The sequence below is a fragment of the Pseudoalteromonas sp. APC 3250 genome, from assembly GCF_030407915.1.
GTDB lineage: Bacteria > Pseudomonadota > Gammaproteobacteria > Enterobacterales > Alteromonadaceae > Pseudoalteromonas > Pseudoalteromonas tetraodonis.
In genome coordinates, this window is the sequence record NZ_JASDCM010000011.1 from 50,976 (window position 1) to 64,051 (window position 13,076).

10 protein-coding genes are annotated in these 13,076 nt (G+C 41.2%); 1 reads left to right on the forward strand and 9 read right to left on the reverse strand.

Annotated features, from left to right (window positions below; genetic code table 11):
- Nucleotides 1-53: 53 nt before the first annotated feature.
- From QL986_RS12365 to rlmD, 4 genes are all read right to left on the reverse strand, one after another.
- Nucleotides 54-1,688: a CTP synthase gene (locus tag QL986_RS12365; RefSeq protein ID WP_013465625.1), complete on the reverse strand. Its 1,635-nt coding sequence runs from the start codon at nucleotides 1,686-1,688 to the stop codon at nucleotides 54-56.
- Nucleotides 1,689-1,853: 165 nt separating this feature from the next.
- Entirely contained in the window at nucleotides 1,854-2,669 is an 816-nt protein-coding gene (mazG, locus tag QL986_RS12370) for a nucleoside triphosphate pyrophosphohydrolase (RefSeq protein ID WP_290191591.1), read from the reverse strand.
- Entirely contained in the window at nucleotides 2,650-4,806 is a 2,157-nt protein-coding gene (relA, locus tag QL986_RS12375; RefSeq protein WP_013465627.1) for a GTP diphosphokinase, read from the reverse strand. Before relA ends, mazG begins: the two co-directional genes overlap by 20 nt.
- A gap of 8 nt (nucleotides 4,807-4,814) precedes the next feature.
- Nucleotides 4,815-6,140 (reverse strand): 23S rRNA (uracil(1939)-C(5))-methyltransferase RlmD, encoded by a 1,326-nt coding sequence (gene rlmD / locus QL986_RS12380; protein WP_036953603.1) that lies wholly within the window; start codon nucleotides 6,138-6,140, stop codon nucleotides 4,815-4,817.
- A gap of 111 nt (nucleotides 6,141-6,251) precedes the next feature.
- Here rlmD and barA point away from each other — a divergent pair, with 111 nt between their 5' ends.
- Nucleotides 6,252-9,026: a two-component sensor histidine kinase BarA gene (gene barA, locus QL986_RS12385; protein WP_013465629.1), complete on the forward strand. Its 2,775-nt coding sequence runs from the start codon at nucleotides 6,252-6,254 to the stop codon at nucleotides 9,024-9,026.
- Between the two features lie 29 nt (nucleotides 9,027-9,055).
- Here barA and pdxJ read toward each other — a convergent pair whose 3' ends face one another.
- The 5 genes from pdxJ to lepB are packed head-to-tail and all read right to left on the reverse strand — an operon-like array spanning nucleotide 9,056 to nucleotide 13,061.
- Complete coding sequence (pdxJ, locus tag QL986_RS12390; protein ID WP_010387803.1) at nucleotides 9,056-9,787, reverse strand: pyridoxine 5'-phosphate synthase; 732 nt, start codon at nucleotides 9,785-9,787, stop codon at nucleotides 9,056-9,058.
- 21 nt (nucleotides 9,788-9,808) lie between these two features.
- Nucleotides 9,809-10,501, reverse strand: coding sequence for a DNA repair protein RecO (recO, locus tag QL986_RS12395; RefSeq protein ID WP_013465631.1), 693 nt, complete (start codon nucleotides 10,499-10,501; stop codon nucleotides 9,809-9,811).
- 22 nt (nucleotides 10,502-10,523) lie between these two features.
- Nucleotides 10,524-11,456 (reverse strand): GTPase Era, encoded by a 933-nt coding sequence (gene era / locus QL986_RS12400; protein ID WP_013465632.1) that lies wholly within the window; start codon nucleotides 11,454-11,456, stop codon nucleotides 10,524-10,526.
- Nucleotides 11,446-12,123: a ribonuclease III gene (gene rnc, locus QL986_RS12405; RefSeq protein ID WP_008466504.1), complete on the reverse strand. Its 678-nt coding sequence runs from the start codon at nucleotides 12,121-12,123 to the stop codon at nucleotides 11,446-11,448. The genes era and rnc overlap by 11 nt, the downstream gene beginning before the upstream one ends.
- Before the next feature lie 2 nt (nucleotides 12,124-12,125).
- Entirely contained in the window at nucleotides 12,126-13,061 is a 936-nt protein-coding gene (lepB, locus tag QL986_RS12410) for a signal peptidase I (RefSeq protein ID WP_138686845.1), read from the reverse strand.
- Between the last annotated feature and the right edge of the window lie 15 nt (nucleotides 13,062-13,076).

Genomic DNA, 13,076 nt, shown 5'->3' on the forward strand with positions numbered 1-13,076 from the left:
AGGCCAGCCTTAGAAACAAAAAAGGCCGCGCAATATGCACAGCCTTTTTTAAATTACGAAGACGCTTTTTGGTAGGTATGAGCCGCAGCTACAAACCCTTCAAATAGCGGATGACCATCGCGTGGCGTTGAAGTGAATTCCGGGTGGAATTGCGCTGCAATAAACCAAGGGTGATCTTTATTTTCAATAATCTCTACTAGCTTTTTATCTTCAGATAAACCAGTAAAGCTTAAACCTGCTTGTTCAAGCTGTGCAACGAAGTTGTTATTAACTTCGTAACGGTGACGGTGACGTTCAACAATTTCGTCGCTGCCATACACTTCGTGTACTTTAGAGCCAGGCGTTAAATGGCATTTTTGTGCGCCTAAACGCATTGTGCCACCTAAATCAGACTTTTCATCACGTACTTCTACGTTACCCTCAGCGTCTAGCCACTCAGTGATTAAACCAACCACTGGAGCCTCTGAGTTTGCATTAAATTCCGTTGAGTTTGCATCAACTAAACCGGCAACATTTCGTGCGTATTCAATTAGCGCAACCTGCATACCTAAACAAATACCTAAGTAAGGCACTTTGTTTTCACGAGCATATTTAGCCGCTAAAATCTTACCTTCAACACCACGACCACCAAAACCACCTGGCACTAAAATAGCATCTAAGCGAGAAAGAATATCCGTTCCTTTAGTTTCTAAGTCTTGTGAATCAACGTATTGAATATTAATAGTTAAACGATTTTTTAGTCCCGCATGTTTTAATGCTTCGTTTACTGATTTGTATGCATCCGGTAATTCAATGTATTTACCAACCATACCAATTGTCACTTCACCCGTTGGGTTAGACTCTTGATACAATACTTGTTCCCACTCAGCTAAATCAGCCTCAGGCGCGTCTAAATGGAAACGACGACATACAAAGTTGTCTAACTCTTGCGACTTTAATAACGCAGGGATTTTATAAATACTGTCTACATCAGGCAGTGAAATAACGGCTTTTTCTTCAACGTTTGTGAACAATGCAATTTTTGCACGCTCGTTATTTGGCAGCTTACGATCTGAGCGACAAATAAGAATATCTGGTTGAATACCGACTGAGCGTAACTCTTTAACTGAGTGCTGAGTTGGTTTTGTTTTCACTTCACCGGCAGGGCCTAAGAATGGCACTAGCGTTAAGTGAATAAATAGCGCACGTTCACGACCAATCTCTGTGCCCATTTGACGAATAGCTTCGATAAATGGTTGTGACTCAATATCACCTACCGTACCACCAATTTCAACGATTGCTATATCATGGCCTTCTGCGCCATCATAAACACGTTGCTTAATATCATTAGTGATATGAGGAATAACCTGAATTGTTGCGCCAAGATATTCGCCACGTCTTTCACGACGTAGTACATCTTCATATACGCGCCCTTGCGTAAAGTTATTACGGCTGGTCATTTTGGTGCGAATAAAACGTTCGTAGTGACCTAAATCAAGGTCCGTTTCTGCGCCGTCTTCGGTAACGTATACTTCACCGTGTTGAATTGGGCTCATTGTGCCTGGGTCAACGTTGATGTAAGGATCCAGCTTTAAAATGGTAACATCTAAGCCACGGGCCTCTAAAATAGCGGCCAACGATGCTGCTGCAATACCTTTACCCAACGAAGAAACAACTCCGCCAGTAACGAAGATAAATTTTGTACTCATGCGAACCCTAGAATATCAGGAATTAAAAGGAATATAATACCCAAACAAGTGATTTTGGAATATAAACAAGACGGGGCGAAATTGTACCAAAACATAGCTAAGCAATCCAGCTAAAATTGGTAAATCTGTGCACAAAAAACAAACATTTTTTATGTCCCTATTTATTTAGTTTTTTATCGCATCCCATGCTGCATCCATTTCCTCTAAAGACGCAGAATCAATACATTTACCCTGTGCAATTAAGTAGTTTTGTACCTTTTCAAACCGTGCAGAAAACTTATCGTTGGCACTGCGAAGCAGTTGTTCGGGGTCGCGTTTAACATGGCGCGCTACATTAACAGTAGCAAACAGCAAATCACCTAGCTCTTCTGCTGTATGATCTGAGTATGGGTCATGAGCTAAGGCTTCTTTCACTTCTTCAACCTCTTCACTCACTTTATCAATAGCACCGTGATAAGTCGGCCAATCAAACCCTAACGCAGCGACCCGTTGCTGAATTTTTTTAGCTTTTGTTAAGCTAGGTAAACTGTTTGGTATATCTTGCCAAAGTACTGAGCTTTGGCCTTGGGGTTTAGCCGCACGCTCTTGTGCTTTTATTGCTTGCCACTGCGCAGCTAATTCGGCATCGGTTTTAGGTGTGTCTTGCGCTGAAAATACATGCGGATGACGACGCACCAACTTTTCATTTAACTGTGCCACTACATCGTTAAAATTAAATAATTGCTGCTCTTGTGCTAGTTGCGCATAAAACACGATTTGAAAAAGTAAGTCGCCTAACTCATTTTTTAAATCGCTTAAATTATTCGTTTCAATACAATCAGCCACTTCATAGGCTTCTTCAAGAGTATGCGGCACGATTGACGCAAACGTTTGCTTGAGATCCCAAGGGCATCCGCCCTCAGGGTTTCTCAGTGTTTGCATTATTTCCAGCAGTTGGCTTATAGCCTCATTATTAGCCTGATTACTGCCCTCGTTTTGCACTGTGCACCCCTTCTATCTGGTGTAACTTAGAAAGCACTTTATTTGTGCCTTGTAAGTCATGCACTTCTATTTGCATCACAAAAATAGCCGTTTGAGTGCTATCAACCGTGTTGACATTCATATTGAGCACATTGACTTTTTCATTCGCCAAAGCAGAACTAATATCACGAATTAAACCAGACCGATCGCTGGCTTCAATACGAATAGTTAACGCGTAGGAGCTGCTAATATCATCTGACCAACTTACTGAAATAACGCGCTCTGGGTGCTTGTTTTTTAAATTACTAAACGAGTCACAATCCTCACGATGCACGGCAATGCCACGGCCTTGGGTAATATACCCAATAATTTCATCCCCAGGTACAGGGCGGCAACAGCGAGCAACATGGCTCATTAAACTGCCTACTCCATCAACCACAATACCGTTTTTATCGCCAGTCACTTTACTGGGCGATTTAAAGCGAATAACCGGCTCGTGCTCCGTTCTATCGGTAATAAAGTTGAGCATTTGGTTAAGGCGAATATCGCCTGCACCAATGGCGACCATTAAGTCATCAAGCTCTCTAAAGTTAAAACGCTTTATCGCTGGGTCTAAATCTTTGTAAGTTAACTCTAACTTTTGTAATTCGTTATCAAGGATTTCTTTACCCGCGCTTAAATTTTTATCGCGGTCGAGCTGTTTAAACCAATGGTGGATTTTGGCTCTAGCGCGAGAAGACTTAATGTAACCTAACGACGGATTTAGCCAATCACGACTTGGATTTGGCTGCTTTTGGGTCAGTATTTCAACCTGATCGCCGGTACTTAATTGATGAGTAAACGGCACTATTTTGCCAAATATTTTTGCACCAATACACCGATGCCCTACATTGGAGTGAATGTAGTAAGCAAAATCAAGAGGCGTTGCCCCTAGCGGTAAGTCAAAAATATCTCCACGTGGAGTAAACACATAGACGCGGTCTTCAACCACTTGGTTTTTAAGCTCTTGCGCTAAATCGCTGCCATCAACCACTTCTTCTTGCCATTGCAGTAACTTACGCAACCAGCTAATTTTTTGCTCATAGCCTGAACCACGCCCTGGTAACGCACCTTCTTTGTACATCCAATGTGCGGCAACGCCCAGCTCTGCATCTTGATGCATGTCGTGCGTTCGGATCTGAATCTCAACAGTTTTACCTTCGGGGCCAAATACTACGGTATGAATAGATTGATAGCCATTTTGTTTTGGGGTCGCAACGTAATCGTCAAATTCTTTATTTAAATGGCGCCAATTAGTGTGCACTATGCCTAGGGCACCGTAGCAATCTTGCAGGCGCTCAACCACAATTCGCATCGCGCGTATGTCAAACAGCTGATCAAACTCGTAGTTCTTTTTCGCCATTTTTTTATAAATGCTGTAGATATGTTTTGGCCTGCCGTATACCTCGGCTTTAATACCCGCTTCATGTAGGCGCTGTTTTACTTGCTCAACCATATCAGCCATATACGCTTCACGGGCAAGGCGCTTATCATCAAGTTGTTTAGCTATATTTTTATAAATATCTGGGTGTAAATAGCGAAAAGCTAAATCCTCTAGCTCCCACTTTAATTGGCCAATACCAAGGCGATTAGCAAGCGGTGCAAATATATCCGCAGTCTCTTTGGCTGCAATCACTCGTTCTTCTTCAGCGGCGTCTTTTACGTTGCGTAAATGGCACACCTGTTCGGCTAATTTAATCACCACGGCACGCACATCTTCCACCATAGCAAGCAACATACGGCGAATATTATCGACCTGCACGGTACCATTGCCTTGATGAGCTAACGTACTTATGGTGGCCATTTGCGACACACCCGTTAATAACACCGCAACATGATTTCCTAAATGCTCTTCGACAGCGTCAATGCTCACTACATCATTTAAATAATAAGGGGTTAAATAGGCGGTGGCTAACGAGTCAGCATCTAAATTTAGCTCAACCAAAATCTCCACCATCTCTATGGCGGTATTTTGGCGTTCGCTGTTATCACAAGTTTGGCAAAGTTGCTGCGCTTTATTGAGTAAGCTAATTTTTTCCTGAGACAAATCAAGAGATTCTACGCGTGAAAAAAAATCACCCGCTTTGTCATGTTGATGAGATTGACGTGTCGCTACCATAATGCGCTTTACCTCCGTTGAAATAACGCCATAGTTTCGATATGCCCCGTATGAGGGAACATATTCATTAGCCCTATTTTATTAAGTTCAAAGCCGGCTTGCGAAATAATAGCGCTGTCACGGGCTAAAGTAACAGGGTCGCAAGAGACATATAAAATCGCTTTAAACTGCGTTAATGGAAGCTGCTCTAAAACTGCCATAGCACCAGTGCGAGAGGGGTCGAGTACTAAAATATCTAACTCTTTATTAAACCACGGCGCTTTTTTAATACTCGTGGTTAAATCAAAACAATGAAATTGAGTATTTGTAATAGAGTTAGTGTGCGCATTTTGCGTCGCTAATGCAACCGCCGAAGTAACGCCTTCAATTCCTGTTACTGTTTTAGCCTGCTTTGCTAACACTAAAGAGAAGTTACCAATACCACAAAATAAATCCAGTACATTTTCATCACCTTGTAATGCTAACCAGCTCACCGCTTGAATTAACATTGCCTGATTTACACTCGCATTGACCTGAATAAAGTTATTTAGTCCAAATTCAAATTTTATATCTAACTGATCAAGCTTATAAAATGGCATCGCTAAATGGGCATGATCAATGGTATCGCTATCACTTTGCCACACTAATTGCCAATGATATGCCGAGACACTTTGCTCAACAAACGCTTTATCTGTGGGCGAAATGGCTTTTGTATGACGAATAACAATAAAGTGTTGCTCATCTGCAGCGCATAACTGCAAATGACTTATACTGTGCAGCGCCTTATTATGATTAATTATGTTATCAAATACGTTAAATACCTCTGCAAATACGTCACTTAATACTGGGCAATGATTAATGCTAACAATACTTTTAGAGCCACGTGCTCTATAGCCTACCCGCATTTTTTTTGCTGCTTTGTCGAACATTACGGCAATGCGGGCACTACGTCGGTAATGCGTTGCTTGGCTTAGCAGCGGAGTTTGCCAGTTTAAATCGGTTAATTTTGCAAATTTGGCAAATAATTGATTTACTGCTGCTTGCTTTTCAACGACTTGTTGTGTGGCATCTAAATGCTGTAACTGACAACCACCGCATTGGCTGTAGTGTTCACAAATGGGTGTAGTGCGATATTCACTGGCTTTGAGTATTTTAAGCGTGTCAGCTTGGCTGTAACGTGCTTTATCATCAACTAACTTGGCTTTTACTCGCTCACCAGGTAATGCCCCACTGACAAAACACACTTTATTATTATGCTTAGCAATACCACGTCCGTGGTGATCCATTGCCGTTATATCAAGTTCAAGTGATTGCTGTTGAAGTGGTTTTTTCTTTGCTTTAAATATTTGTGCCATTAGGCATTACCTTAAAAGGTTGATGAATCACGTCTCTACCTAGATACTTTGAGAATAACTATGAGTATGTATATACTCACATTCAATAAAAATGATAATAATGCTCAGATTATGACCAAACTAGGCTTGCGCGATTCTGTTTTAACACTCACCCTGATCCCCACAGTGATCATCGGGCTATTACTAGGTGGTTATTTTACAATAAATCGTTACATTGAGCTTGATGAAATTTTATATCAACAAGGCACAACGATTGCTGAACCTCTGGCTATTGCACTTGAACAGCCTTTACTGGAAAAAAATAAAAAACTGCTTAATCGCATCATTCGCTATACACACAACAAACACTCCCCTTCGATTAAATCGATTGCCATCTTTAATGATAACAACCAACTTATTATAACCAGTAATTATCATCGCTCATTCGACACTTTAATTGAGCAAACGCAATTAAATGGCTTTAAAGCCACCTATGTTCAGCAAAGTGAAGACTTAGTAACCTTTTTCACCCCTATCATTAACCATACAACCCCCAATAGCGACTGGAATACTTCTGAGTTCCAAACCTCATTGGGCACCGTTGTGATTCAGCTTAACCGCGACAAAGCTGTTATTGGCCAACAACGTGCATTATTGGTCAGCGGTATTATTATTATTCTCGCCTTAGTATTAGCCGCTATTTTAGCGCTAAGACTTAGTCGGATGTTTATGACCCCGCTTAATAAGTTAGTACTTGCTACCGACAGATTGATTGAAGGTAAAAGACAAACCGGATTAACTGAACCCATGAATGGCGAGTTTGAGTTATTACGTGAGGGGCTCAATACCATCTCGCATTCTATGGTGATGCAAAAAGATGAAATGCAAAAAAATATTGATCAGGCAACCAGCGATTACCGCGAAACGCTTGAACAATACGAAACACAAAATATCCAGCTCACCATGGCTAAAAAAGAAGCGCAGGATGCTAACCGCGTTAAATCTGACTTTTTAGCTAAAATGAGTCATGAGTTACGCACCCCACTTAACGGGGTTATTGGATTTACCCGTCAGCTTTATAAAACGCCTCTGAATAAAAACCAAAAAGATTACCTTGATACCATAGAGCTTTCGGCTAACAGCTTAATGACTATTATTAGTGACATATTAGATTTCTCCAAGTTAGAAGCAGGAGCCATGGAGCTTGAGTCTATTCAGTTTCAACTGCGCGATAGCGTAAACGAAGTAATGACATTACTAGCACCTAGCGCACACGACAAACAACTTGAGCTTTCTATTTATATTAATCCTCAGGTGCCTGACCACTTAACCGGCGACCCCACACGGTTTAAACAAGTGCTGATTAACTTATTAAGTAACGCTATAAAATTTACTGAAAAAGGCGCGATAAAAGTTGATATTAGCCATCGTTTGCTTGATGAAGAGCGCACCTCTGTCTTGGTGTCAGTCGCAGATACTGGGGTAGGTATTCCAGCAGATAAACAAGACGCGCTATTCACCGCCTTTGGTCAAGCCGACTCCAGTATTACCCGCAAATTTGGCGGTACCGGCTTAGGGCTTATTATTACTAAACATATCGTTGAAGCAATGAGCGGCCGTATTACCTTAAATTCAGCCCCTGGTAGCGGAACTTGTTTTACCTTTAATGGTGTATTTAGATTACCAAATCATGTATTTATCAACGATTTGCCTACCCAGTCATTAATTGGTAAACGTGTTCTTTATTTAGAGCCGCATAAGCATACCCATCATGCTGTTGCCTCATTATTACAAGAGTGGAAAGTTAGTGTCACTCCTTGCTATAACGAAACCGAATTTTTAGAGTGCATAAAAAATTCAGAGATCAATTTTGATATTTGTCTTATTGGTCACATGGCATCAGTTGACGATATGCAGCGTTTAAAAAGCTATGTAAAAGCGGTTAGAGAATCAACCGATTATTTATATTTAATGCTCAATACCGTATCGCACAACATGCGCGAAGCCTTCATCGGCAGCGGCGCTGACGCCTGTTTGAGTAAACCTCTTAATCACCGAAAGCTATGTGAGCTGTTAGCAGCACCTTATCGACTCGACCACCCGGCACATAATATAGAACAGCATGAACAAACCCTGCTGCCACTAAAAGTGTTAGTGGTGGATGATAATGACGCTAATTTAAAATTAATTTACACCCTACTCAACGAGCAAGTTGAATTAATTGATACCGCGCATAATGGGTCACAAGCGTATAGTTTAAGCAAAAGCCATAAATATGATGTGATTTTTATGGATATTCAAATGCCTATAATGGATGGTATTACAGCCTGTAAACTCATTAAAGAGTCATCTTTGAATGAAGATACGCCTATTATTGCCGTAACTGCGCATGCACTTAATAGTGAAAAAGAACAGTTATTGAAAGATGGTTTTGAAGGTTATTTAACTAAGCCTATCGATGAAGATATGCTAAACCAGATTATTTGCGATCATAGCCCGCAATTACCAGTGAGTCGTGATAAGTCAAAAAGCACATTTGAACATAGCCCTGCTCCTTTTGATAGCACTCGCCTTGACTGGACGCTGGCATTGCAACGTGCAGGCGGTAAAGCAGAATTAGCCAATGAAATGCTTAATATGTTACTGCTAAGCGTGCCCGAAACCCTAAACTTACTAAATCAAGCAATAACCAGCGAAGATTGCCCTCAAGTACTTAGCGTTATCCATAAATTTCATGGCGCATGCTGCTATACAGGTGTACCAAAATTAAAAACATTGGCTGAAACGATCGAAACATCACTTAAAAATGAATGTACGCTTGAGAATATTGAGCCCGAGTTATTTGAGTTGCAAGACGAGCTTGAAAACTTACTTGTTGATGCCAACATTGATATCACTAATAAATAAGCTCGTCTTTAATATCGTTAATTATAACTCTACGCGCGAGCTTCAAGCATTAAGCGTTTCATATCACGAACCGCTTTATCTAAACCGTCAATGGCTGCGCGGGCAATAATAGCGTGGCCAATGTTTAGCTCATAAATCTCTGGCATCGCCGCAATTGGTTTTACATTGTGATAATGCAGACCATGGCCAGCATTAACAATTAAACCAATACTGGCTGCATATTTCACCCCTTGGCGAATGTGCTCAAGCTCTTTGGCAGTGTCTTCATCGTTGGTGGCATCTGCGTAAGCCCCAGTGTGAATTTCAACATAAGGTGCACCACACGCTTTTGCTGCATCTAACTGCGCTTTATCAGCATCAATAAACAGCGATACTTTAATTCCAGCTTGCGTTAATGTTTTAGTTGCAGCGGCTATTTTATCGATATTGCCTGCCACATCTAAGCCCCCTTCAGTGGTAAGCTCTTCACGTTTTTCAGGCACTAAGCATACATATTCAGGTTTAACCTCAAGTGCAATAGCAATCATTTCATCGGTTACTGCGGTTTCAAGGTTCATACGTGTTTGAATGGTTTTAGCCATTACATACACATCGCGGTCTTGAATGTGTCTGCGGTCTTCGCGTAAATGAATAGTAATGCCATCAGCACCGGCATGCTCTGCAACACTGGCTGCATGGGCAGGATCAGGATAAGAAGTGCCTCGTGCTTGGCGAAGCGTTGCAATATGATCTACGTTCACGCCTAGAAGAATATCTTTCATTTTTGTACCTGTGAAATTTGTTTATTGAGAGGCCGTAAATAATTCACGACTTTTTAATGGCTTGTTGCCCAACAATGGTTTTAATAAATAACGACTTAATTGCTTTGCCATATATAACACATCCGCTTGGCTAAAGTCATGATTTGCTATAGCATTGAGTTGTGAACCAGTAAACCCAGAACGCGAGTCGTGTTGCACCGCAAAGCCCACTTCTGCAAAGTAGCTATACGTTTGCGTGTCATCAATTGGCTCACCATCCGCATCAAAACTAAAATCAACCCCATAACCTAGTAGCTCTAGCAATTGAAACTCATAAGAGCGAAGCACTGCTTGCATGTCAGTCCCGCTATTAAGGTTTTCTAGGTGAGTTTTATAAAGTTGAAAAACCTGATCAATGGGTTCATTAATCGGCACAATTCGGTTGGTTAATTCATTTAAATAAAAGCCACAGTAAAGCTTATCACCGGTTAAAAATAACGGATTACCATGAAGCTCAAATTTATTGATGTACTTTAAATCGTATTTGCCATTGTAATGGACGAGTAAGGCTTGAAATGGTTGGAGTTGGGCTTTGTATTTAGTGGCCTGGCGGCCACTAACTCGTGCGAGCATTCTAAGCTGGCCAACGCCTTCTACTAGCATATCGAGCATTACTTGCGAGTCGCTATATGGACGCCGATGTAATAAATAAGCTTTATAGAAATCGCTGTCCATAAATTATGCTGCGTATAAAATGTTAATCTTCACCGTAACCTAAGCTTCTTAAGGCACGCTCATCGTCAGCCCAGCCCGATTTAACTTTAACCCACAGTTCTAAAAACACTTTATTTTCAAGCATTTCCTCTAAGTCTTTACGCGCTTCACGGCCGATTACTTTTAGCTTTTCGCCTTTGTTACCAATTACCATGCGCTTTTGCGTTTCACGCTCAACTAGTATCAGGCCATTAATATGCCAAATACCGTTTTCTTGCCATTTAAACTGCTCTATTTCCACAGTCACTGAATACGGTAACTCTTCACCCATAAAGCGCATTAGCTTTTCACGGATAACTTCAGCCGCCATAAAGCGCATTGAGCGGTCAGTTACGTAGTCATCAGGAAAATAAAATTCGCACGGTGGTAAGCGCTTAGTCACTTCTTCTTTGATCAGGTTAATGTTTTTACCCTGAGTCGCAGATACAGGCATAATACCGACAAAATCAAACTTATCGCCTAAAAACTTCATATGTGGAAGTACAAGGTCGCGATCTTTCACTTGGTCAATTTTGTTAATAACTAACAATACCGGCTTGCCACTTTGGCTTACTTTGTTAAGTACCATGTCGTCATCGGCATTCCAATGAGTGCCTTCAACCACAAAAATGATCAGCTCAACATCACCAATTGAGCTAGACGCTGCACGGTTCATTAAACGGTTAATAGCACGCTTTTCTTCAACGTGCAGGCCTGGGGTATCGACGTACACCGCTTGGTGCTTACCCTCAGTATGAATACCCATAATACGGTGGCGCGTGGTTTGTGGCTTACGTGAGGTAATACTGACTTTTTGCTCAATAATTTCATTAAGAAGTGTTGATTTACCCACATTAGGACGGCCAACAATCGCAACCATGCCACAAAATGTGTCTATTTCGCCTTCATGAGGCTGTATTAAGGTATCAAGATTCATTTTTAAGTATCTTCAATGCTTTTTCGGCCGCTTTTTGTTCGGCTTTACGCCGTGAGCTGCCAACAGAAATAATGCTATCCATTCCATCAACGATACATTCAACCGTGAATGTTTGATTGTGTGCCTGACCTTTAGTATCAACTACGGTGTAGCCTGGTAATGATAGCTTACGAGCTTGCAAATACTCTTGCAGCAGGGTCTTAGGATCTTTTTGGTTAAGCCCTGGTGAAATAGCATCTAAACGTGATTCATACCACGCTAAAATAAGCTCGCCGCAGCGATCTATGTCTGAATCTAAAAATACAGCGCCAATAATAGCTTCAACTGCATCCGCTAGGGTTGACTCGCGTCTAAAACCACCACTTTTTAGCTCGCCAGGACCTAAGCGTAGGTAATCACCAAGCTCAAATTCAAGACCAAATTCAGCTAAAGTCTGGCCGCGAACTAAAGTCGAACGCATGCGGCTTAAATCGCCTTCGCGTGCTTTAGGAAATTTAGCGTACAGTGCATTGGCAATGACAAAGCTCAAAATTGAGTCGCCCAAAAATTCGAGTCGCTCGTTATGTTGACCTTTGTGGCTGCGATGCGTCATTGCTTGCTCAAGTAACCCTTGATCAGCAAATGTGTAGCCAATTCTTTTGTATAACTCTGTTACATTTTTTTTCATTGTTACTGAATATTACCTAGGCGTTCAAAACGAACACCAGTTGGAACCCATCCTGGTAAAATGTCATCTGGGCCATTATCAAATTCAAAACTCATCCATATAAAGACAGCTTTACCCACCAAGTTTTCTTTTGGTACAAAGCCCCAAAAGCGACTATCTTGGCTGTTATCGCGATTATCACCCATCATAAAGTAATGATCAGCTGGAACCACCCATTCATCCGCAGGTGTGCCCAATTGCTGGTAGTAACGCCCCTTACGTTCAGGCGATTTTGGGTTGATTAAAATGTCATGGTTAGTCGTGGTTAAATCTTCATTTAAACGCGCTAAATCCATTGGGCCTTGCTTAAATTCATTATCATTAATTAATTTAAAATCAATTTTATTGAATTCATTACAAAGAAGTGCGCCCTTTTGAACTTCGCCTTCTTCGCATTTTGGTTGAATATATAAACGCTTATCACGATAAACAATTTTATCGCCAGGTAAACCTATAGCACGTTTAATATAGTCCACTCTCTCATCTAACGGGTATTTAAAAACAACAATATCGCCACGCTCTGGTTCGCTTACATCCACTAATTGGCTGCGCCATACTGGGTCTTTAATCCCATAAGAATACTTTTGCACTAAAATAAAATCACCCACTAATAAGGTGGGCATCATTGAACCCGATGGGATCTGAAACGGCTCAAAAATAAATGATCTAAAAATAGTGATAGCAGCAATCATCGGAAAAATCGACTTTGCTGTTTCAGTAATCATTGGCTCAGGCGCAATCAATGCTGCGGTTTCTTCATCAAGTTGACCACCGGCAGAAGTTTGAGCAATTGCTAAACGTTCCTGCCTTTTAGGGGCAAACATTAAGTGATCTACTAACCATATTAGACCTGAGCCTAAAGTTAACAACACCAATAAAACTGAAAAGTAGCCAGCCATTTATTATCCTTTATT

Bases quoted from the DNA above. Each gene is read 5' to 3' on its own strand.
- pdxJ (WP_010387803.1), bottom strand. From the start codon at position 9,787: ATGAAAGATATTCTTCTAGGCGTGAACGTAGATCATATTGCAACGCTT.
- era (WP_013465632.1), bottom strand. From the start codon at position 11,456: ATGAATCTTGATACCTTAATACAGCCTCATGAAGGCGAAATAGACACA.
- barA (WP_013465629.1), top strand. From the start codon at position 6,252: ATGACCAAACTAGGCTTGCGCGATTCTGTTTTAACACTCACCCTGATC.
- rnc (WP_008466504.1), bottom strand. From the start codon at position 12,123: ATGAAAAAAAATGTAACAGAGTTATACAAAAGAATTGGCTACACATTT.
- relA (WP_013465627.1), bottom strand. From the start codon at position 4,806: ATGGTAGCGACACGTCAATCTCATCAACATGACAAAGCGGGTGATTTT.
- lepB (WP_138686845.1), bottom strand. From the start codon at position 13,061: ATGGCTGGCTACTTTTCAGTTTTATTGGTGTTGTTAACTTTAGGCTCA.
- rlmD (WP_036953603.1), bottom strand. From the start codon at position 6,140: ATGGCACAAATATTTAAAGCAAAGAAAAAACCACTTCAACAGCAATCA.
- recO (WP_013465631.1), bottom strand. From the start codon at position 10,501: ATGGACAGCGATTTCTATAAAGCTTATTTATTACATCGGCGTCCATAT.
- QL986_RS12365 (WP_013465625.1), bottom strand. From the start codon at position 1,688: ATGAGTACAAAATTTATCTTCGTTACTGGCGGAGTTGTTTCTTCGTTG.